The organism is Leclercia sp. LTM14 (assembly GCF_023736175.1).
GTDB classification, from domain to species: domain Bacteria; phylum Pseudomonadota; class Gammaproteobacteria; order Enterobacterales; family Enterobacteriaceae; genus Enterobacter; species Enterobacter barmai.
In genome coordinates, this window is sequence record NZ_JAIKTT010000016.1 from 18,005 (window position 1) to 38,708 (window position 20,704).

General features: G+C 55.9%; 17 protein-coding genes and 3 pseudogenes. 6 read left to right on the top strand and 14 right to left on the bottom strand.

The features are described from left to right. Window positions 1-170 precede the first annotated feature (170 nt). Window positions 171-1,470: pseudogene (dsdA, locus tag K5I40_RS22595) on the top strand (D-serine ammonia-lyase). Between the two features lies 1 nt (window position 1,471). Here the strand turns inward: dsdA and K5I40_RS22600 are convergent. From K5I40_RS22600 to K5I40_RS22620, 5 genes are read right to left on the bottom strand one after another with little or no spacing between them, the layout of a single operon-like run. Continuing rightward, entirely contained in the window at window positions 1,472-2,575 is a 1,104-nt protein-coding gene (locus tag K5I40_RS22600; protein WP_223075660.1) for an anaerobic sulfatase maturase, read from the bottom strand. Beyond that, window positions 2,572-2,934, bottom strand: a complete 363-nt coding sequence (locus K5I40_RS22605) for a DUF202 domain-containing protein (protein WP_223075661.1) — start codon at window positions 2,932-2,934, stop codon at window positions 2,572-2,574. Before K5I40_RS22605 ends, K5I40_RS22600 begins: the two co-directional genes overlap by 4 nt. Then, a complete protein-coding gene (locus K5I40_RS22610; protein ID WP_103177645.1) occupies window positions 2,924-3,271 on the bottom strand; it encodes a YidH family protein in 348 nt (115 codons plus the stop codon). The genes K5I40_RS22605 and K5I40_RS22610 overlap by 11 nt, the downstream gene beginning before the upstream one ends. 60 nt (window positions 3,272-3,331) lie before the next feature. After that, window positions 3,332-4,825, bottom strand: coding sequence for a sulfatase-like hydrolase/transferase (locus K5I40_RS22615; protein WP_223075662.1), 1,494 nt, complete (start codon window positions 4,823-4,825; stop codon window positions 3,332-3,334). Then, a complete protein-coding gene (locus K5I40_RS22620; RefSeq protein WP_223075663.1) occupies window positions 4,822-6,537 on the bottom strand; it encodes a solute:sodium symporter family transporter in 1,716 nt (571 codons plus the stop codon). The genes K5I40_RS22615 and K5I40_RS22620 overlap by 4 nt, the downstream gene beginning before the upstream one ends. A gap of 155 nt (window positions 6,538-6,692) precedes the next feature. On the opposite strand from K5I40_RS22620, the gene K5I40_RS22625 reads away from it, so the two are divergent. From K5I40_RS22625 to K5I40_RS22640, 4 genes and pseudogenes are all read left to right on the top strand, one after another. Further along, the gene (locus tag K5I40_RS22625) at window positions 6,693-7,586 is read left to right on the top strand and encodes an AraC family transcriptional regulator (protein WP_223075664.1); all 894 of its coding nucleotides are present in this window, start codon (window positions 6,693-6,695) and stop codon (window positions 7,584-7,586) included. Between the two features lie 339 nt (window positions 7,587-7,925). Next, window positions 7,926-9,250: pseudogene (locus tag K5I40_RS22630) on the top strand (PTS sugar transporter subunit IIC). Between the two features lie 28 nt (window positions 9,251-9,278). Then, window positions 9,279-9,602: a PTS sugar transporter subunit IIB gene (locus tag K5I40_RS22635; RefSeq protein WP_223075666.1), complete on the top strand. Its 324-nt coding sequence runs from the start codon at window positions 9,279-9,281 to the stop codon at window positions 9,600-9,602. Between the two features lie 9 nt (window positions 9,603-9,611). Continuing rightward, window positions 9,612-11,096, top strand: coding sequence for a sulfatase (locus K5I40_RS22640; RefSeq protein WP_223075667.1), 1,485 nt, complete (start codon window positions 9,612-9,614; stop codon window positions 11,094-11,096). On the opposite strand, the gene K5I40_RS22645 is transcribed toward K5I40_RS22640, so the two are convergent. The 3 genes and pseudogenes from K5I40_RS22645 to ibpA all read right to left on the bottom strand — a co-directional run bounded on the left by K5I40_RS22645 (window position 11,093) and on the right by ibpA (window position 13,924). After that, a complete protein-coding gene (locus K5I40_RS22645; RefSeq protein WP_039032249.1) occupies window positions 11,093-12,754 on the bottom strand; it encodes a putative transporter in 1,662 nt (553 codons plus the stop codon). The two genes, K5I40_RS22640 and K5I40_RS22645, sit on opposite strands and share 4 nt — an antisense overlap. Before the next feature lie 194 nt (window positions 12,755-12,948). After that, a pseudogene (ibpB, locus tag K5I40_RS22650) lies at window positions 12,949-13,376 on the bottom strand (small heat shock chaperone IbpB). Window positions 13,377-13,513: 137 nt separating this feature from the next. Next, window positions 13,514-13,924, bottom strand: coding sequence for a small heat shock chaperone IbpA (ibpA, locus tag K5I40_RS22655; protein ID WP_039032247.1), 411 nt, complete (start codon window positions 13,922-13,924; stop codon window positions 13,514-13,516). A 308-nt stretch (window positions 13,925-14,232) separates the two neighbouring features. Here ibpA and K5I40_RS22660 point away from each other — a divergent pair, with 308 nt between their 5' ends. Further along, complete coding sequence (locus K5I40_RS22660) at window positions 14,233-14,565, top strand: YceK/YidQ family lipoprotein (RefSeq protein WP_039032246.1); 333 nt, start codon at window positions 14,233-14,235, stop codon at window positions 14,563-14,565. Here K5I40_RS22660 and K5I40_RS22665 read toward each other — a convergent pair whose 3' ends face one another. The 6 genes from K5I40_RS22665 to dgoR all read right to left on the bottom strand — a co-directional run bounded on the left by K5I40_RS22665 (window position 14,566) and on the right by dgoR (window position 20,670). Beyond that, window positions 14,566-15,792, bottom strand: a complete 1,227-nt coding sequence (locus K5I40_RS22665; protein WP_223075668.1) for a DUF3748 domain-containing protein — start codon at window positions 15,790-15,792, stop codon at window positions 14,566-14,568. It abuts the gene before it with no gap. A gap of 51 nt (window positions 15,793-15,843) precedes the next feature. Continuing rightward, on the bottom strand, window positions 15,844-17,181 hold the full coding sequence (locus tag K5I40_RS22670; RefSeq protein ID WP_039032244.1) for an MFS transporter: 1,338 nt from the start codon (window positions 17,179-17,181) through the stop codon (window positions 15,844-15,846). Window positions 17,182-17,359: 178 nt separating this feature from the next. Next, the gene (gene dgoD, locus K5I40_RS22675; RefSeq protein ID WP_138370936.1) at window positions 17,360-18,508 is read right to left on the bottom strand and encodes a galactonate dehydratase; all 1,149 of its coding nucleotides are present in this window, start codon (window positions 18,506-18,508) and stop codon (window positions 17,360-17,362) included. After that, complete coding sequence (locus tag K5I40_RS22680) at window positions 18,505-19,122, bottom strand: 2-dehydro-3-deoxy-6-phosphogalactonate aldolase (RefSeq protein ID WP_039032242.1); 618 nt, start codon at window positions 19,120-19,122, stop codon at window positions 18,505-18,507. The genes dgoD and K5I40_RS22680 overlap by 4 nt, the downstream gene beginning before the upstream one ends. Next, on the bottom strand, window positions 19,106-19,984 hold the full coding sequence (locus tag K5I40_RS22685; protein WP_223075669.1) for a 2-dehydro-3-deoxygalactonokinase: 879 nt from the start codon (window positions 19,982-19,984) through the stop codon (window positions 19,106-19,108). Before K5I40_RS22685 ends, K5I40_RS22680 begins: the two co-directional genes overlap by 17 nt. Then, a complete protein-coding gene (dgoR, locus tag K5I40_RS22690) occupies window positions 19,981-20,670 on the bottom strand; it encodes a D-galactonate utilization transcriptional regulator DgoR (RefSeq protein WP_039032240.1) in 690 nt (229 codons plus the stop codon). The genes K5I40_RS22685 and dgoR overlap by 4 nt, the downstream gene beginning before the upstream one ends. Between the last annotated feature and the right edge of the window lie 34 nt (window positions 20,671-20,704).

Below are 20,704 nucleotides of genomic sequence, written 5' to 3' on the forward strand. Positions count from 1 at the left end.
GGTTCAGGGTGAAAAAATGTGACCCAGCGACGATAAAAATACATTTTTTATCGCGGTGTTATTCTTTTGATTCAATCTGGCTCATGTGAACCGCCATTAATATCGTTTGTCATCCTGGTGCCATTGGCTGCACGATCCTGTTTTCATTTTCTGGCGCGAAGAGATCTCGTATGGAAAACGCAAACATCACCACCTTAATCGCACAGTATCCTCTGGTTGAGGATCTGATCGCCCTGAAAGAGACCACCTGGCTTAACCCGAAAGCCACCACCCTGGCCGAAGCTGCCGCATGTCGGCCTGACCCAGGCCGATGTGGATGATGCCCACGCGCGCCTGGCGCGCTTTGCGCCGTATCTGGCGAAGGCGTTCCCGGAAACGGCGGCCACTAATGGGATTATTGAGTCTGAACTGGTGGCTATCCCGGCAATGCATAAACGGCTGGAGGCGGAGTTCGATATCCTCCTTCCCGGCACGCTGCTGCTGAAAAAAGACAGCCATCTGCCGATCTCCGGCTCCATTAAAGCTCGCGGTGGGATTTATGAAGTGCTAACCCACGCGGAGAAACTGGCCCTGGCCGCCGGGTTGCTCAGCGTCGATGACGACTACAGCATTCTGCTGGAGCCGCGCTTTAAGGACTTCTTCAGCCAGTACAGCATTGCTGTAGGCTCCACCGGTAACCTGGGGATGTCCATCGGCATTATGAGCGCCCGCCTCGGCTTTAAGGTGACGGTGCATATGTCCGCCGACGCCCGGGAATGGAAAAAGGCCAAACTGCGCAGCCACGGCGTGACGGTGGTTGAGTATGAAGAGGATTACGGCGTAGCGGTGGAGCAAGGACGCAAAGCGGCAGAGAGCGATGCCAACTGCTTCTTCATCGACGATGAAAACTCCCGCACCCTGTTTTTAGGCTATGCCGTGGCAGGCGCGCGACTGAAAGCGCAGTTTGCAGCGCAGGGCCGCGTGGTGGATGCGGATCATCCCCTGTTTGTGTATCTGCCCTGCGGCGTGGGCGGCGGCCCTGGCGGGGTGGCGTTTGGGCTGAAGCTGGCCTTTGGCGACCACGTTCACTGCTTCTTTGCCGAACCGACTCACTCGCCGTGCATGCTGCTGGGGGTGTATACCGGGCTGCATGACCAGATTGCGGTGCAGGATCTCGGCATTGATAACGTGACGGCAGCGGATGGCCTGGCGGTTGGCCGTGCGTCTGGCTTTGTCGGCCGCGCCATGGAGCGCCTGCTCGACGGGTTCTACACCCTCTCGGATCAAAGCATGTATGACATGCTGGGCTGGCTGGCGCAGGAGGAGAATATCCGTCTTGAACCATCCGCGCTGGCGGGCATGGCCGGGCCGGCACGCCTCGCCGCATCCGGACACTATGCGCTGGATAACGCCACCCACCTCGTATGGGCGACCGGCGGCGGCATGGTGCCGGAAGAGGAGATGGCGACGTATCTGGCGAAGGGGCGGTAACTTACTGGCTCTGGCGTAACAGGGCCATGAGTTCCATGGGCGAGCGGTGATGGCTAAGCAGATCGCGCATCACCCGCATATGCGGGGCTGAGTGGCGGAAAAATGCCTGATACCCCGCACAGAGCGCGCTTTTGCCGTTCACCCAATGTTTAGGGCAGTCGCCGTTACACAGATGAAGAAACGGACAGGCATGGCACTCGCCGGATAAAGCGCTTTGCTTACGCTGTCCAAAGGCGATGGCCGCCTCACTCTTATTGAGCTGCACCAGCGGCGTGTGATGAATATTGCCCAGCCGGTGCTGGGGCCAGACGTAGTGGTCACACTGGTAGAGATCGCCATTGGCCTCCAGCGCAAAGGCGTGGCCGCAGGTGACGGCAAGAGAACACATCTGCGACGGGTAGCCGCACCATACACCTAACGTCGAGTCGAAGAGCTGCACAAAGACGCGACCAATATCTTCCCGCACCCAGACGTCAAAGACCGTCGACAGGAATTCGCCCCACTGCCGATCGCTGACGGATTCCGGGTTGTCGTGTTCCTGAAGCGGAATAAACTGCAGATGCGGCGTGCCCAGCGCGCGCAAATAGCGATACATCCGCTCCGGCTGGCGGCTGTTCTGCCGGTTGATGACCGTCAGCAGGTTAAACGACACCTTGTGCGCCCGCAGCTTTTCTATCGCCGCCAGCACCTTATGATGGGTGGGATTACCGCTGCGGCTGACCCTGTACGCATCATGCAGCGCCGCAGGCCCATCGAGGGATATACCCACCAGCCAGCCCTGCTCGCGAAAAAAGGTACACCAGGCATCATTGAGCAGGATCCCGTTGGTCTGAAACGCGTTGTGGATACGTTTTCCCGCGCCATAACGACGCTGCAACGTTGCGACCCGGCGGAAGAAATCCAGCCCGCAAAGGGTTGGTTCGCCGCCCTGCCAGGCAAACTGTACCTCTGGCCCGGGCTGGGCCGCGATATGCTGTTGGATAAAGCCCTCAAGGGTGGCGTCATCCATGATCGGCTGTTGGGGTTTATCGATATAAAAACAGTAGCGGCAGTCAAGATTGCAGCGTGAACTGGCTGGCTTGGCCATGACCTGACATCCTGTCATGCAAAATCCCTGATAAAAATAATGAGATGGTGGACGTGGCTAGCAGCAAACAATAATGCGAGGGACAACACTGCGAGGGCGATCATAAATTTAATACGCACAGGTCGGGATGATGAAAAATCATACAGCGACACGTCCATCTGCGCCCGGCTGCGGGTGTAGTACCAGAGGATCAGCGCCGCGATGGCCAGCACGCCCAGCGCCACCCAAAACAGCGGGCCCGCCTGCTGCCAGTTGTGTTTGATTGCCAGCATCATCAGCGCGCCGTAGCCCAGCAGGGTGCGCAGCCAGGCAAGCGAGGTCCGCTCCGGCTGCAGCCCCGGATCGGCCAGACGGCGGGCTTTGCGGCTATCCGCCATACAGCACCAGTCCCATGACAATCACCGCTACCACCATCAGGATCAGGCTGATAATCAGCAGGCTGTGGGTATAGGGGAGATCTTCTTTCAGGCGCATCGCCTTTTCATTGCGCAGCCAGCGCAGGTAGCCGTAGATCGCCAGCCCGCCGGAAAAGAGGCACAGCAGCAGCGCCAGCAGCTGGCGGATCACCGGCGTGGCAAAATCAGGGGCCAGCTGGTCGAGGCCAACGCCTGCCGCCAGAAAACCCAGCGCGGTGCGGATCCAGGCCAGAAAGGTGCGCTCGTTTGCCAGCGAGAAGCGATAATCTGGCGCTTCGCCGAGGCGGGAAATTTTCATCTGCATTCCTTTTTGCTGTCATTGCCGGATGGCGGTATAAACACCGCCCCGGCATTTTAGTCAGAACTTCTGCTTTTTCTCCTCCACTTTTACACCCTGTGTCGGAAGGCCGGTGTCATAGTCACGCACCTCCGGAGAGTAGCCATCTTTGGGACGCGGACGGAAGGCCCCCATCCAGCGTGGCGTGGCATCTTTGCGCCACGGACGCAGGCTCCACTGATAGGTCCGGAAGGGATCGCGGATTTTATCCATATAATCCAGCAGGGCATCGTGCATCCTGATGCGAACATCTTCGAAAGCCGGGACTTCGATCAGATTATGGAGCTCATCGGGATCATTTTTTCTGTCATAAAGCTCATCGCTGGTAAACAAGTTTAGTACCAGCTTCCAGTCGTCCGTCACCCAGCAACGCACCGGAATAAAGCCGCCGAAGCTATCGTGCTCAATCTCATAGCGGTTGAACTCCACCATTACGCCCCGGGGCTTATCAACGGCCAGGATATTTTCGCCCGGGAGAATATCGGGTTTTTGGATGCCTGCCAGCGCCATCATAGTTGGCAGGAGATCGATATGGCTGACGGGCGTATCCACCTGCCGATGTTCGCCCTGTGGCGAGCGCATAATCAGTGGAATACGGGTGATATCATCGTACATCGCCGCCCCTTTACTGATGAGCTTATGGGCACCCATCATTTCCCCGTGGTCTGAGGTATAGATAACCCAGGTGTTATCCCGTTGCTCTGGAGTCAGGGCATTGATCACCCGGCCAATCTGGTCGTCGACGAAATCATTACAGGCGAAATAGAGCGGATGGTAGTAGCGCCCATCCTCCCCGACCGGAGAAGGCATCGCCTGAGACCACAGGCGATGATGCTCGGGCTTATCATTCAGCGGGTCCTGCGCCCGTGCCCCGAGGTCGTAATAAAAGTCCTGATACTTTTCCAGATATTCAACCGGACAGGTAAAGGGATGATGGGGCTCGTCATAGGAGACCACCATCAGAAACGGCTCGTCGGATCGCGCGGGCTGGCCGAGGAAATCGACGGCGCGATTACTGATGCGATGTGCCCAGGTAAAGGTTTCATCAATATTGTTGGCCTGTAAATCTTCGATGCTGTTTAACCCGTTACGCCAGAGGCTGATCTCACTTTCTGTCAGTTCCGCAAGGTAGTTGGCGCCGTCATACCAGTAGTCGGCATCCCATTCCGGGGGGCACTCACCGGTGCCAAAATAGTCGTGCCCGTCGAGGTGCCACTTGCCGATATAGCAGGTGTGATAGCCCGCATCCTTAAAGTAGCGTCCCATAGTGGCAATGTTTTTTCCCGGCGCTACGTTGTTAGTCCAGGGGCCGGACTGGTTGGCATAGATACCGGTAAATAAGCCAGCACGCGCAGGTGTGCATACCGGCGAACAGGTATAGGCGGAGTTAAAGCGAATACCTTCCGCCGCCAGACCATCAATATGCTGCGTGTTGAGCGGCTTACCGCTATAACAGCCCACCATGTTGGTCGCCTGGGTGTCGGTCATGATGAAAAGAAAGTTAGGACGGGTCATGCTTTATCCTTAGCGTCACAGACACTCTGCACAGCGGCGGAACGGCGTGTCTGCCAGCTGCTGTAAACCATGTAAATCACCACTGCTGCTGTGATTGAATAGCTGATAACCGTCAGCCACCGGGTTTGATAGCCACCGAACTGCGCCAGTCCGGAATAGACGCCAATCATGGCGGCAAGGATGCCAACAGAAGCGATTTTCGCGTTTTTCCAGGGCTGCATATCAACGGCAAACGCATCGTGAAATTTAAACGGTGTCGCGCGCGGTTTAATCGCGCCGATCAATAACATCACCACCACGTTGATGCAGAAGGTGCAGGCCAGTACGTAAAGGAAATGGAAATCGAACTTCACCAGATAGTTAATGGTGATGTAACTGACAATGCCGAGTCCCATCGCCACCTTTGCGGCCAGCGCCGGGATGCGCGGAAAGAAGAAGCCCATAATGATGATGGTGACCAGCGGCACGTTATAAATCCCGTTGAGCTGCTTCATCCAGCTGTAAAGACCCTCTGGCGCATTGGCGATCCACGGCGCAACCAGTACCGAAATCACTGCGATGAAGAGTCCAAATCTGCGCCCCACGTGCACCAGCTGTTCGGGTTGCGCGTTCTGATTAATGATGCGGCGATAGATACCCATGCTGAATAAGGTACTGGCGCTGTTTAAAAATCCATTAAACGTGCTGATCACCGCGCCAAATAAGACTGCACCAAAAAAACCGACCAGCGGGACAGGAAGAACATTATTGACCAGCGTGGGGTAGGCCATATCCGCTTTCGGGAGATGCTGATACAGGTGAAAAGCAATCAAACCCGGTAAAACCAGCACCAGCGGATCGAGCATCTTCAACACCGCGGTGAGCAGCGCCCCTTTTTGCCCTTCGGCCAGGCTTTTGGACGCCAGCGTACGTTGCACAATGCCCTGGTTGGTACACCAGTAAAAGGTGTTCACCAGAATCAGACCGGTAAAGGCCGCGCCAATCGGCAGCGGATCGTTCGCGCCGCCGATAGAGTTCAGCTTCTCTGCATGCACGGTGGTCAATTGCTCAAGGCCCTGCATAAAGCTGCCCTTGCCCATAGCGATCAGCCCAAACACCGGCACCATCAGGCCGCCAATGACCAGACCGATACCGTTGATCGAGTCAGCCACTGCCATCGCTCTCAATCCACCGACCACGGCGTAAATAATTCCCGCTATTCCGAGCAAAATCACCAGTAACCAGATGGCCGCGCCCTGCGACATCTGCAACGACTCCCCGATATGAAACAGGCTGTTCAGCGCCAGCGCGCCGGAATAGAGCACAATCGGCAGGAAGCAGACGCCGGTAGCGATAAGAAAACAAAAGTCGATAATAATGCGGGTGGTTTTGTCGTAGCGTTCTTCCAGAAAATCGGGAATGGTGGCGATACCGCGTTGCAAATAGCGAGGCAGGAAGATCAGCGCCAGAAAGATTAAGGTCACTGCCGATGTGACTTCCCAGCCCATGACCGACATTCCGCTTTTGTACGCCTGCCCCGAGAGGCCGACCAGTTGTTCAGTAGAGAGGTTAGTGAGCATCAGCGAGGCGGCAATCACCGGCGCTTTTAGCGAACGTCCGGCAAGAAAATAGCCCTGCTGCGATCCGGTATCCGTTTTACGGATCTTCCACCAGGTGATAATCGCCACCAGTAGCGTAAAACCGACGAAGCTCAAAATTTGTAGCGTATTCATCTCATAGCCCTTGTTGTAGATTATGTCCCGGCAGCTGTAGGGATTTATCACCGGGTCAGGCAGTCAGATTTCCTAAAATACAAAGTGATATCCCTGAGCCACTATTTTTCTGGTAGGTTCAGGTTGAGCTCATAATTCGCTGGCGGAAAAATAAAATGAATGGAAACTTGCAAAATTCGCATGTAAAAAACGAAACAACGTTCAACATTCCGCTGTTGATTAATGAAAGTGTGATCTCAAGCGGAATTTCATTAATATCCCTTTGGCACACCTTCGCCAACGAAGACTACCGGGTAATCTGGCCTCGGGATAAGAAAAAGCCGCTTATTGCCAACTCATGGGTCGCCGTCTATACCGTGCAGGGCTGTGGAAAAATATTATTGCAGGATGGAGAGCAAATCACCCTTACGGGTAACTGTATTATCTTTTTAAAACCCACGGACATCTTGTCTTATCACTGTGAAGGGTTGGTCTGGGAACAGTACTGGATGGAATTTACCCCGACAAGCATTATGGATATTCCCCTTCGCCAGCAAAGCGTTATTTATAATGGCGATCGCTATAATCAGGAACTTATAGAGGTCTCACAGCTAATTACTTCTGATAACGCTATGAAAAATAATCTGGCGGTCGCATTTCTGACAAAAATAATTTATCAATGGATATGCCTCATATCTGTCGACGGTAAAAAAGATCCCCAGCGACTCCAGATTGAAAAACTCATCGCAGCGCTCCATTCCAGCCTGCAAAAACGCTGGAGCGTCGCAGAAATGGCGGCCAGCATTCCCTGTAGCGAAGCCTGGTTGAGACGCCTCTTTTTGCGTTATACCGGTAAAACACCCAAAGAATATTATCTCAACGCCCGTCTGGAACTGGCGTTATCCCTGTTAAAACAGGAAGGGAATACTGTCGGGCAGGTAGCAGATATGCTCAACTTTTTTGATTCTTTTCATTTCAGCAAAGCGTTTAAGCATAAATTTGGCTATGTGCCTTCAGCGGTGTCGAAGCGTATACCTCAACAACAGCAAGGTTCCGCAACAGAGGATTAATAGTATTTAATCTTAGATGTAGGGTTAGTACGATTTTAAGGATTTATGGATACGAGATATTTTTAATACTCCTGCTAACAACATTCTTGTTCAATCGTAAAAATGTCTCGCATTCGAACTATTTATTAAACTCTCCAGTTAACTTTCTGAGAAAGAGATTCGCATTTTTTTGCAAATCAAATCACAAAAAATCACAAACGATCTTTAAATGAGCGCTTTTGATTATTACATTGCTTCCGCAAGCATAAATCCCTGTCTAATAAAAAAGCACCTTTCCGTTATTAGATAAACATCTAAAAAGTCGTTCTAAAAGCGAATATCACGGAGGTTGACTACATTATGTTTTCTGATTTTATTTCAGTATTACAATCTTTTCTTACCGAACCCGCTATCTTAATTGGGTTACTGGTGGGACTGGGTTATGCCCTCGACAGAAAATCACCGATAAAAATTATTACCGGTATGGTTAGCGCCATGGTCGGGTTAATGATGGTGTTATTTGGCGGGTTTCAGTTTTCAGCAACGTTTAAACCCGTCGCCGATGCAGTGAGTAAATCTTATGGCATCCATGGTTATTTAATGGATTCCTATGCTATGAAAGCGGCAACCCAGATTGCGCTCGGGGATAATTTCGGTTTTGTGGGCTATGTCTTTGTGCTGGCCTTTTTCACCAACCTGCTGCTGGTGTTATTTGGCCGCTATACCGGTGTGAAAGGCATTTTCTTAACCGGTAATACCGGGGTCTCTCACTCCCAGGCTGTGCTGTGGCTGATCGTCTTTTGGCTGGGCTTTGGATGGGTTCAGTCTATTATCATCGCCGGGATTTTAACCGGGGTATTCTGGGCGTTTGCCACCACTCTGGTTGCCAAACCTGTTGCAAAAATTACCAATAATGCAGGCTTTACCATCGCCCATAACCAGATGTTAGGCATCTGGTTTTTCTCAAAATTCGCCCACTTTTTCGGCGACGCCGAAAAGCAGGATGCCGAGAACATGAAGTTACCCGGCTGGCTGGCGATTTTTAACCATAATGTCACCTCCATCGCTATTGTGATGACCCTGTTTGTCGGCGGGTTCCTGCTGACTACCGGTATTGATAACGTTCAGATCATGGCGAAAAATAAGCCCTGGTACATCTACATTATTAATCTCGGCCTGCAGTTCTCCATGTATATGGTGATCCTGCTGCAGGGCGTACGCATGATGGTCGGGGAAATTAATGCCTCCTTTAAGGGCTGGCAGGATCGTTTAATTCCAAATGCAATTCCCGCAGTGGATGTCGCGGCGTTATTGCCCTTCTCCCCTAATGCCGCCACCCTTGGATTTATCTTCTGTACCTTTGGCACTATTTTTCGATGGGCATTCTGCTGCTTACCCATAGCCCAATTATGGTGTTGCCCGGTTTTGTACCGCTATTTTTCGCAGGTGGCCCCATCGGGGTATTAGCCAACCGGCTGGGAGGTTATCGTGCCGTCATTATTTGTACTTTCCTGCTGGGGATAATTCAAACCTTCGGCACCGTGTGGGCGATCCCCTTAACCGGCCTGGCTGCAGAAGGCGTGGGCTGGACCGGTATTTTCGACTGGGCGACATTATGGCCTGCTATTTGCGAAGTACTTAAATTAATTGCCTCAACATTCCAGCTTGGTCCTTACGCGAGCTAAATAACTGCACCTTTAAAAGGATTACGTGATGAAAGATAAAATTAATATTCTGTTTGTTTGTGGCTATGGCGTGGGCAGCAGCGTGATGTTGCAGACGGTGGTAAAAAAAGCCTTAGCGAAATATGACATTAATTTTGAAATGGAGCATACCGCCGCGGGAGAAGTGGGCGGCTTTACCGAGTGGGCGGATATCTACGCGATTTCGAAAAAACTGATTGATGTGGTCAGTCTCGATCCGCGTCACGGACAGTATCTGATCCCTATCGAAAATATTATGGACGGGGAGACTATCGGCAAACAGATCTATGCGGTGGTTGAAGAACACTTCCCGCATCTGGTTCAGGCCAGCTAAGGAGCGACGATGAAAGCGATAATTCTGCTCTTCGACAGCCTGAATAAACACTACCTGCCACCCTACGGGGATATGATCACCCAGGCGCCCAACTTCCAGCGTCTGGCGGCCCACTGCGCTACTTTTAACAATAGCTATGTCGGCAGCATGCCCTGTATGCCTGCACGCCGTGAGCTGCACACCGGGCGGTATAATTTTTTGCACCGGGAGTGGGGGCCGCTGGAGCCGTTTGATGACTCCATGCCGGAGCTGTTGAAAAAAGCGGGGGTCTATACGCACCTGATTAGCGATCACCTGCACTACTGGGAAGATGGTGGTGGCAACTACCATAATCGCTACAGCTCATGGGAAATCATCCGTGGCCAGGAGGGCGATCACTGGAAAGGCAGCGTGGCCGACCCGGCGATCCCGGAGGTATTACGCGTGCCGCAGAAGCAAACCGGCGGCGGCGTCTCCGGACTCTGGCGGCAGGACTGGGTCAACCGCGAGTACATTCAGCAGGAAGCCGATTTCCCGCAAACCCGCGTGTTCGATGCCGGATGTGAATTTATCGACAGGAACCATCAACAGGATAGCTGGCTGTTGCAGGTGGAAACCTTCGATCCCCACGAGCCATTTTATACCACTGAAGAGTATCTCTCGTTATATCAGGATCCCTGGGACGGCCCGCACTATGACTGGCCGCGCGGCAAAGTGGAAGAGTGCCCGGAGGCGGTAGAACATATTCGCTGCCGCTATCGTGCCCTGGTCTCCATGTGCGATCGCAACCTGGGGCGCATCCTCGACCTGATGGACCACCACGATTTGTGGCGCGATACGCTGTTAATCGTCGGCACCGATCACGGCTTTTTACTCGGGGAGCACGGCTGGTGGGCGAAAAACCAGATGCCTTACTACAACGAGGTGGCGAATAACCCGCTGTTTATCTGGGATCCGCGCAGCGCTTGCCAGGGAGTGCAGCGTGATGCCCTGGTGCAGATGATTGACTGGGCCCCCACGCTGCTGGAGTTCTTCAACCAGCCTGTTCCGCCCGACGTTCAGGGTCATCCGTTAGCCCGCATCCTTGAAGATGACACCCCGGTGCGTGACGCTGCGCTGTTCGGGGTCTTCAGTGGGCATGTCAACGTTACGGACGGGCGCTATGTCTATATGCGCGCCGCGATGCCCGGGCGTGAGAATGACATCGCTAACTACACCCTGATGCCGATCAAGATGAATATCCGTTTTACGCCGGACGAGCTGGAAGCGATCGCCCTTGCACCGCCCTTCCGCTTTACCAAAGGGGTGAAAACGCTGCGTATTCCGGCCCAGGAAAAATACCCTGGGGTTAATCGCGTCGGCCATCTGCTGTTCGATCTACACACCGATCCGCACCAGCAGTCCCCGATTGAGGACAAAGCCATCGAAGCGCGAATGATTGCCCTGCTGGTGCGTCTGCTGCATGAGAGCGACGCTCCGGCAGAGCAGTTCGCCAGGTTGGGTTTAGAGGTTTAACCCATCCCCCAGAACAGCACCGCCAGCAGTTGCGGGGTGATAATGCGCATAAACATCACCAGCGGATAGACCGTGGCGTAGGAGAGCGCCGCCGCGCCGCTGGTGGCATGCAGGTTGTTGGCGAAGGCCAGCGCCGGGGGATCGGTCATCGAACCGGCCAGCATGCCGCACAGGGTCAGGTAGTTCATCTTCGCGAGCAGCCGCGCCAGAAGCCCCATGGTGATCAGCGGGACGGCGGTAATGAGGATACCGTAGCCAATCCAGCTCACCCCGTCGCCGCGGGCCAGCGTCTCGACAAAATCGCCGCCCGATTTGAGCCCCACCACCGCCAGAAACAGCACAATCCCCAGCTCGCGCAGGGCAAGGTTAGCGCTCGGGGGCATAAACCAGTAGAGCTTACCCACGCAGCCGATACGTCCGAGGATCAGCGCCATAATCAGCGGTCCGCCAGCCAGCCCCAGCTTGAGCGCCACCGGGAATCCGGGCACGTACAGCGGGATGGAGCCGAGCAGGACGCCGAGCCCGATGCCGATAAACACCGGCAGCATCTGCACCTGCTGCAGTTTTTGTTGCGCGTTGCCCACCATATTGGCGACGGCGTCGATGGAGGCCGGGCGTCCGACGAGGTTGAGAATGTCGCCAAACTGCAGGCTGGCATCCGGGCTTGCCACCAGCTCGATCCCGGCGCGGTTCAGGCGGGAGATCACTACGTCATAACGCTCTTTTACCTGCAGTTCGCGGATTTTCTTGCCTAAAACCTTCTCATTGGTGACCACTACGCGCTCGACGCGCATATCGGTGCCGCGGGTGGAAAGCGAGGTATCGACCTCCTGGCCAATCACCAGCTGTGCGTTGTGCAGGTCTGCCGGCTGCCCGACCAGATGCAGCAGGTCCCCCGTCTGGATCACCGTGCCGGGCAGGGGCACCATCAGCGTCTCCTCCCGCTTCAGCCGCGAGCAGATAATGTTGGCGCTGTTGAGGATCGGCACATCCTGGATCGGCATGTTGTTCAGATTGGGGTTTTCAACGCGGATGTTGATGGTCTTAATCAGCGCCTGTCCCTGGGTGAGAGTAGATTCGTGTTCCCGGGCTTCCTGCTCGACGTCCACGCGAAAGAAGATGCGCATCAGCCACATGGTGAGCAGGATGCCGCAGATGCCGAACGGGTAGGCCATGGCGTAGCTCATGCCCATCTGATCCACGATGTCGGGCGCGATGCCCAGATCGCGCAGGATTTGCTGCCCGGCACCCAGCGCGGGCGTGTTGGTGACCGCCCCGGAGAAGATGCCAAGCACCACCGGGAGCGGGATGGCGAAGAGTTTGTGCAGCAGGGCGGTGACCAGCCCGCCCATCACCACAATGCCCATCGCAAAAAGGTTCAGGCGCAGGCCGGAGACGCGAAGCGAGGCGAAAAAGCCGGGCCCGACCTGAATGCCGATGGTGTAAACGAAGAGGATCAGGCCAAATTCCTGAATGAAGTGCAGCATTTCCGCGCTGAGCGTGATGCCCAACTGGTCGGCAAAGTGGCCGACAAAAATTCCGCCAAACAGCACGCCGCCAATGCCAAAGCCGACGCCCCGGATTTTGACATTGCCTATCCACAACCCGACCACCGCAACCAACGCCAGAATACTGACAGTTAACGCTATATCACTCATGACGGCATCCCTGTGAATAACATTATTATTATCAGGGATTCTCGCAGAGCACAGGCGGGTTGTATGGGCGATGGCGCACAAAAAAGCCCGAGGTAAAAGCAAAACGGCCACCCGAAGGTGGCCGTTTTTGGTGTTTGCGCCCTCTCCCTGTGGGAGAGGGTTGGGGTGAGGGCATCAGGCCGCACAAACCCAAATTAACTGTTCAGCGCCGGGCGTTCGCTGATGGCGATCCGCTGCGGAGCAACCTCATCCGGCACGTTACGGGTGATGTCGATATGCAGTAGCCCGTTGGTGAAGGTGGCGCCCGTCACTTCCATATGTTCAGCAAGGGTAAAGCTCAGGCTGAACGGCTGGGTCACCAGCCCCTGATGCAGCCATTTGGTTTCGGTTTCCGGTTTTCCGGAGTGCCTTTCACCGTCAGGCGCGTGCCTTCCAGCTGAATATCGAGGTTCTGCTGGCTGAAGCCGGCCACCGCGAGCGTAATGCGATAGTGGTTATCGTCGCTCTTTTCAATGTTATACGGCGGGAAGGTCTGGCTTTCGGTGGTGCTTTGCAGCGCGGAGGCCAGTTTGTCAAAACCGATCCACTGACGCAGCAGCGGGGATAAATCGTAATTACGCATACTAAATCTCCTTCTGAGAAGCGAGTTCCGTACAATTTATTTTTGTACGCAGTTGTTCCTGCAAATCCGAATGGATTCACATATGCTCCCGATATCGGCAAGCATTCCTGTTTGGGCCGCAGCGGCGACCCGGATAATTAATTAATTTCGATACGGCGCGGTTTTTTCGCTTCCGGAATCACACGTTCCAGATCGATATACAGCAGGCCGTTAACCAGGTTCGCGCCGTGAACGTGAATGTTCTCAGCTAACTGGAACTTACGTTCAAAGTTACGTTCCGCGATGCCCTGATACAGGTAGGTACGTTCTTTCTGCTCGCCCGCATGCGCGCCTTTCACCACCAGCAGGTTGTCCTGGGCGGTGATCTCAAGTTCGCTTTCCGCGAAACCGGCCACGGCAATCGCAATGCGGTAGTGGTTTTCATCAACCAGCTCAACATTGTATGGAGGGTAGCCATTGCTCTGGCTTTGGTTGTTTTCTAAATGACTGAACAGACGGTCGAAACCAATGGCTGAACGATAAAGCGGAGAAAGATCAAAGTTACGCATACAGTTAAAACTCCTGAAATCAGCAAGAATTGTCGCCTTCCACCGTGGACAGGCTGGGGTATCACAAACGCCCCTCAGGCACGCTTGTTCATCGATACACTTTTAAAATGGGTCCGCTTGCGGCCTTTTCAAGCGTGCCGATGCGAGATTTTTTTGCACTTTGCGGGTACTGGAATAGACTGAGTCCACAGCACGTAAGGTTAAATTGCGATAGGTGCCACAGAGCGGTACTTTTCAACTATTCATTTTAAGAATGGCCCGTTATAAACCGGGTTGCAGGTCTTACTGCCATTAATGATGACTGACTAATGATGAAAAATGTTCTGATAAAGCTGACGACGTTCAGTACGGTGGTTTTACTTTGCGGGTGTTCGAGCGTGATGTCTCACACCGGCGGTAAAGAAGGAACCTATCCCGGGACGCGAGCCAGCGCGAACATGCTGGCCGATGACGACACCAACTGGGGCACCAAATCCCTGGTAGTGCTGGATATGCCGTTTACGGCGGTTGTTGATACCCTGCTGCTGCCGTGGGACTTCTTCCGTACCGATAGTTCCGTTCGTTCCCGCGTGGAGCAGAGCGAGCAGGAGACGCTGGCGACTAACGCCGTGATCCCGCCCGCCGGAATGCCCGCGCGCTGATTAGCGTCCGGTCTCTGTTACCCACAGCTGCCGGAAACCGTCTGTCTCTTCCATCCAGGCAATGGTGTGCCCGTCCGGGGAGTAAACCACCGCATCGCCCGACGGCGGATTGCCGTGATCGGACGTCAAAAACGTCACCGCGCCGGACACCGCATCACAGGTCGCAATGCGATCTTCCAGCACAAACCCCAGCGAATGACCCGCCGGATGCCAGTTAAAGGCCGACTGGATATCACTTGCGTTATGGGTGAGCTGACGGGGCTCTCCCCCTTCTGGCGCAATCAGCCACAGCTGCACCACGCCGTTATCATCCCGCATCAGAAACGCGATTTGCGTCGCCTGCGGATTGCTGCGCACCCAGTGGCGCGGCACGTTCACCAGCCCCGGATAGCGGCTGTCGTGGGTAAAGGTTAACCGGCGCTGCATCACCCCGGCAGGGGGAGCGGGCATACGATCCGCTGTGCCCTGAAGCGGTGTCTCGCCCGCCTGTTTCCAGCCCTGTTCGTCTTTTGGCAGATCGACGATAAACAGCTCTGGCACTTTGTCGCCGCTGGCGGAAAGGGTATCGCCGATAAAGGCCAGACGGCTGTTACCCACCCAGCCCTCCTCATAGGCGCGGTTGATCTCATCGCTGCCCGGCTGCGGCGCAGGCGTGGTACAGCTGATCAGCACGCTCCAGTGCGTTCCGGCATATTCTCGCGGATGGTGGCCCGCAGGCGTCACCGGACCAAAAGGCGCGGCCACCCCCACGTTGCGTAAATCCAGCTTCGGATCGCGCTCGTGCAGCACATGGTCGTTATAGGTAAAGCTGACGAACTGCCCGTCCGGGCTGTACACGTGGACATGGCTGCCGCCGCGCAGCGCGCCGGGGGTAAAGGGCGCGGTGATATCCATCGCATCGAGATTGCTCAGCTGCCCGTGCGCTGAAATCACCCCCTGGCGGTGGTGAAAATCGTACTGCCAGTGGGCATCGGGGTGCTGCGGGCCGTGGATGAAAACATACTTATCGTCCGTTGGATGGACGGTGACAACCCCCACATGGGCACCGTTGCTGGCGCGATAAATCACCTCGACTTCGCCGGTTTTAACATTAACCCGCTCAATGGTTTCGCCGGTAAAGGATGCCCCGGAAGGACGGACGTCAAAGGCCAGCCACTGGCTGTCTGCACTCCAGGTGCGGGTGTTGGTAAGCTGATGGTTGCGGGGTGCGAAAGTGATTTGTTTCATGAGGATACCCTGATGCGCGGATGTCGCATCAGGGTATAGCATTGCCGGGGATTAGCCTACCCGTTTCACGTCGCCCACCAGCAGGATGTAGGAGAGCGCGCCGATCAGGGCTACCGCAGAGATATAGACCAGCGCCGGACCGAAACCGTAGTCCTGCGCTAGGTAGCCAATCACCAGCGGAACGGTGATCCCGCCCAGGCCGCCAACGAAGTTAAACACGCCACCGGTCAGGCCGATCAGACGCATCGGCGCCAGGGACGACACCAGCGACCAGGTAATAGAGGCAAAGCCATTACCAAAGAAGGCGACCGCCATCAGGGTCATAATCCACACCGGATCGTTAGTGTAGTTTGCGCCCATGATGCAGGTGGAGATCAGTAGCCCGCAGATGATCGGCGTTTTACGCGCCACGCCGAGGGAGTAACCTTTTTTCACCAGCTTGTCCGCCAGCCAGCCGGAGAGCAGCACGCCAAAGAAGGCCGCCAGGAACGGCACGGTGGTCATGAAGCCCGCCTTCAGCGCGGTGATGCCTTTCTCCTGGGTCAGATAGTTCGGGAACCAGGTGAGGAAGAACCACAGCGTGGAGGTCACGGCGAACTGGCCCAGGTACACGCCCACCAGCTTACGGTGGAACACCAGCTTCCAGTCAGCTTTGGTCAGCGGCTGACGCGCCTCTTTTTTCACCGGCGCATCGCCATCCACCAGGCCGCCGCCGTCGCGGATGTAATCCAGCTCGGCTTTGCTGATGCTTTTGGTCAGACGCGGCGGCTGATAGACCTTAATCCAGATAAACGACCAGATGATGCCGATCCCACCGGTGACGATAAACACCCAGTGCCAGCTCAGCAGCTCCTGGATCCAGATCAGCAGCGGGGTCAGGAACGCGAGGCCCACAAACTGGCCGGAGGTATAGAACCCGACGGCAGAGGCGCGCTCATGTTCCGGGAACCAGCTGGTCACCATGCGGTTATTGGTCGGGAACGCCGGTGCCTCAAAAATCCCGGTGATGGCGCGCAGGCCAATCAGCGACATTAAGCCGGTAGCAAACCCCTGGAACAGGGTCGCCACGGACCAGCCGAAAATGGCGATAAAGTAGGTCAGGCGCGAGCCGACGCGGTCGAGGAACCAGCCGCCCGGGATCTGGCACAGCGTATAGAGCCAGGCAAAAGCCGAGAAGACGTAGCCCATCTCCGCTTTGGTAATACCGAACTCTTCCTGAATATGGGCCGATGCCACGGCGAGGTTGGCACGGTCGACATAGCAGATGACCACGGTAATAAAGATCATAATCAGCGTCAGGTAACGGCGACGCCCGGTTTTGGTAGCTGTAACTGGAATATCCATCGCAATCTGTCTCCAGATTTTGGGCATAGCGAAGCCGCTCACCATGCCCTGTAATTTACAGAGGGTGTGTTTGATTTTTTAATTAAAAACGTAACCGGAATGCGCTAAATAATTCGTGTCGGGGGAAGGCGGCAAGTTTTCGCATCCCCGGGAGCATACAAAAGTATGTGACCGGGGTAAGAAAACGCAGCCAACGCACTACCGGCGCGAAGTATGACGCGCATTACCACTCGGCTACGGAGCCGTCTTCATGACGCCATAAAGGATTACGCCAGTCCGGCGCATTTTTACTCAGCTCAATGACTTTGGCTTCGTCGATGTCCACGCCAAGGCCCGGCTTCGTTAACGGTCTAAAGAAACCGCCTTCCATGTTGAAATCTTCTTTGTTCTTCACAAAGTCGAGCAGCTCCGCGCCCTTGTTGTAGTGAATGCCCATGCTCTGCTCCTGGAACACCGCGTTGCGCGAGACAAAGTCCACGTGCAGACAGGCTGCCAGCGCAATCGGGCCCAGCGGGCAGTGCGGCGCCAGCGCCACGTCATAGGCTTCTGCCATCCCGGCAATTTTGTAGCATTCGGTGATGCCGCCCGCGTGGGAGAGATCCGGCTGCAGGATGGCAATCCCGCCCGCTTCCAGCACGCGTTTGAACTCGAAGCGCGAGAACATACGTTCACCCGCTGCGATAGGAATATGGGTCTGTTCCGCCAGTTTCGGATAGTACTCGGCCTGCTCGGCCAGCACCGGCTCCTCGATAAACAGCGGACGATACTGCTCCAGCTCTTTGATCAGCACTTTCGCCATCGGCGCGCTGACGCGACCGTGGAAATCGAGTCCAAACTCAATCTCATTGCCGAAGGCTTCGCGGATTTGCGCTACGGTATTCACCGCCCGATCCACCGCCCGCGAATTGTCGATAACGCCCATCTCTTCGCAGCCGTTGAGCTTGAAGGTGTCGAAACCGATGCCGCGCAGCTTGTTGATACCGTCGATCACCTCTGCCGGACGGTCACCGCCCACCCAGCTGTAGGCTTTAATCTTGTCGCGTACCAGGCCACCCATCAGCTGCCAGACCGGGGCATTCAGCACTTTGCCTTTGATGTCCCACAGCGCCTGGTCGATACCGGCGATGGCGCTCATCAGGATCGGGCCGCCGCGGTAGAAGCCCGCACGGTACATCACCTGCCACAGGTCGTTAATGCGCGCCGGATCCTGACCAATCAGGTATTCGCCCAGCTCATGCACCGCCGCTTCCACGGTGCGCGCACGGCCCTCAATCACCGGCTCGCCCCAGCCAACCACCCCTTCGTCGGTTTCGATTTTCAGGAACATCCAACGCGGCGGTAAACGGTAGGTGGTGAGTTTGGTTATTTTCATTGCATTGCCTCTCGATACGCTTTTACAAATGCTGCCGCCTGCTGCGCGGTACGTTCAACGGACTGCCCGGCACGATAGAGATCGCTGCCGAGGCCCGCGCCCACACAGCCAGCTTTCATCCACTGGGCCAGGTTCTCTGGCGTGACGCCGCCCACGGCAAAGACTGGTACGCTGGCGGGTAACACCGCTTTCAGCGCTTTGATGTAATCCGGGCCAAAGGCCGACGACGGGAAAATTTTCAGCGACTGCGCGCCCGCATCGAGGGCAGTAAAGGCTTCTGTCGCCGTGGCGCATCCCGGGCAGACGGTCATGCCGTAGCCCACCGCGCGGCGGATCACCTCAGGGTTGATGTTAGGCGTGACGATAAGCCTGCAGCCCATCTTCGCCAGGCGGTCCACCTGCTCCGGTTTCAGCACCGTGCCCGCGCCGATCAGCGCTCTGTCGCCATACGCGTCCACAACCGCCGGAATGCTTTTTTCCCACTCCGGGGAGTTGAGCGGGATTTCCACCGCGTCGAATCCGGCGTCAATCACCGCGCCAACGTGGGCTAAGGCCTCGTCAGGGGTGATGCCGCGCAGGATCGCGATAAGGGGGAGATTAGTTTGCCACTGCATGAGCGATGCTCCTTATACCAGCCTGAAATGCCGTGTCGCCCTCCACCGCCTTCACGTCCCGGCCGATGGCATGGAACGCCTGGCGGTAGCGTGCGGTCAGCGATGAACCCGCGACGAGGGTGATGGCCTGCTGCCCGGCGAACTGCTCGCTCAGGGTGGCGACTTCTGCGCCAATCAGCAGGCCCGATAAAAATTCGCTCACCTGCTCGCGGGGAAGGTTTCCCAGCACGTGCGAGGCGCGAACCTCAAAAAGCTGCGGCAAAACGGCAGGGGAAGCGATCCCGCGCTCAAGCCCGGCGGCAAATGCCTCCGGTGAGGCTGACTGCTCCGGCAGACCGGCACCCACCAGCGAGTGCTTAAGCAGCAAATGGTGCAGTTCGCCGGTCATCACGGTGCGAAAATCAACGATCTGCTCAGTATCGGCCTGCACCCATTTACAGTGTGTACCGGGCATGACGTAGACAGAAGAAGGAGAGAGCGTGCGTGCGCCGAGCAGCTGGGTCTCTTCGCCGCGCATCACGTTGTGGTTATCGTCGCGGGAGACACACAGCCCTGGCACGATCCAGATATTGTCGCCAACGGACGTTAACTGTTCGCCAATGGCAGAGAAATGGGCAGGAACCGGCAGATAAGGGGCTACCTTCCAGCCCACGTTACTGCCGACCATCCCCGCCATCACCACCGGCGTGGCGCTGTCGCGCCAGTTTTGTGTCACCTCTGCTAACACCGCTTCAGGAGATCTGCCGTTCAGGCGCGTGACGCCTGCTTCTGATTGCCTGCTCTCCAGGCATTGATCGCCCTGATACAGCCAGGCGCGCAGATTGGTCGATCCCCAGTCAATTGCGATGTAGCGAGATGTCATGTGATTTCCTTCAACCTTCGTGTCGAGCTGGCGATCATGGTGAGCGCCGCCTGCTCTGCCGCATTGCTGTCCTGATGGCGTATCGCATCGAACAGCGCTTTATGTTCCTGGAGCGTCTTCGGCATGTTGGCCTCATCACCCATCCAGGTTCGTTCAAATACTGCTCGCTGTAGCGAGCTGATCGCCACGCTCAGCTGCTGTAACACCGGGTTATGCACCGACTGCAGCACCGCTTCGTGGTAGCGGATATCCGCCTCGTTAAAGGCATCCCGGTCCTGGTTGTTGGCGATCATGTCGTTCAGGGCCGACTCAATCTGCGCCAGGTCGCCTGAGGTGGCGCGTTCTGCCGCCCAGCGGGCTATCGCCGGCTCTACCAGGTTTCGCACCTCGCTCATCGCGCCAATCAGCCGCGGGTCGTAGTCGTTTTCCAGCACCCACTGCAGGACGTCGGTATCGAGGTAGTTCCACTGGTTACGCGGGGCGACAAAGGCACCGCGATAACGCTTCATTTCAATCAGCCGCTTCGCCATCAGCGAGCGGAACACTTCCCGGATGATGTTGCGCGAGGTTTCAAACTCCTCGCACAACTCGGCCTCTGCGGGCAGCGGTGACCCGGGAACGTACTTGCCACCCACAATTTGGGTGCCCAGCGTGATGACGATGCGATCGGTTTTATTGAGAGTCATGGAGAGTCCTTGTGCTCTGTAGGTCCACCACTAC

What these genes read in the sequence shown, in the direction of transcription:
- K5I40_RS22610 (WP_103177645.1), bottom strand. Translation starts at nt 3,271, where the DNA reads ATGAAAATTTCCCGCCTCGGCGAAGCGCCAGATTATCGCTTCTCGCTG.
- dgoD (WP_138370936.1), bottom strand. Translation starts at nt 18,508, where the DNA reads ATGAAAATAACCAAACTCACCACCTACCGTTTACCGCCGCGTTGGATG.
- K5I40_RS22600 (WP_223075660.1), bottom strand. Translation starts at nt 2,575, where the DNA reads ATGACAGGATGTCAGGTCATGGCCAAGCCAGCCAGTTCACGCTGCAAT.
- K5I40_RS22625 (WP_223075664.1), top strand. Translation starts at nt 6,693, where the DNA reads ATGAATGGAAACTTGCAAAATTCGCATGTAAAAAACGAAACAACGTTC.
- K5I40_RS22640 (WP_223075667.1), top strand. Translation starts at nt 9,612, where the DNA reads ATGAAAGCGATAATTCTGCTCTTCGACAGCCTGAATAAACACTACCTG.
- K5I40_RS22670 (WP_039032244.1), bottom strand. Translation starts at nt 17,181, where the DNA reads ATGGTGAGCGGCTTCGCTATGCCCAAAATCTGGAGACAGATTGCGATG.
- K5I40_RS22645 (WP_039032249.1), bottom strand. Translation starts at nt 12,754, where the DNA reads ATGAGTGATATAGCGTTAACTGTCAGTATTCTGGCGTTGGTTGCGGTG.
- dgoR (WP_039032240.1), bottom strand. Translation starts at nt 20,670, where the DNA reads ATGACTCTCAATAAAACCGATCGCATCGTCATCACGCTGGGCACCCAA.
- K5I40_RS22615 (WP_223075662.1), bottom strand. Translation starts at nt 4,825, where the DNA reads ATGACCCGTCCTAACTTTCTTTTCATCATGACCGACACCCAGGCGACC.
- K5I40_RS22660 (WP_039032246.1), top strand. Translation starts at nt 14,233, where the DNA reads ATGATGAAAAATGTTCTGATAAAGCTGACGACGTTCAGTACGGTGGTT.
- ibpA (WP_039032247.1), bottom strand. Translation starts at nt 13,924, where the DNA reads ATGCGTAACTTTGATCTTTCTCCGCTTTATCGTTCAGCCATTGGTTTC.
- K5I40_RS22685 (WP_223075669.1), bottom strand. Translation starts at nt 19,984, where the DNA reads ATGACATCTCGCTACATCGCAATTGACTGGGGATCGACCAATCTGCGC.
- K5I40_RS22665 (WP_223075668.1), bottom strand. Translation starts at nt 15,792, where the DNA reads ATGAAACAAATCACTTTCGCACCCCGCAACCATCAGCTTACCAACACC.
- K5I40_RS22680 (WP_039032242.1), bottom strand. Translation starts at nt 19,122, where the DNA reads ATGCAGTGGCAAACTAATCTCCCCCTTATCGCGATCCTGCGCGGCATC.
- K5I40_RS22605 (WP_223075661.1), bottom strand. Translation starts at nt 2,934, where the DNA reads ATGGCGGATAGCCGCAAAGCCCGCCGTCTGGCCGATCCGGGGCTGCAG.
- K5I40_RS22620 (WP_223075663.1), bottom strand. Translation starts at nt 6,537, where the DNA reads ATGAATACGCTACAAATTTTGAGCTTCGTCGGTTTTACGCTACTGGTG.
- K5I40_RS22635 (WP_223075666.1), top strand. Translation starts at nt 9,279, where the DNA reads ATGAAAGATAAAATTAATATTCTGTTTGTTTGTGGCTATGGCGTGGGC.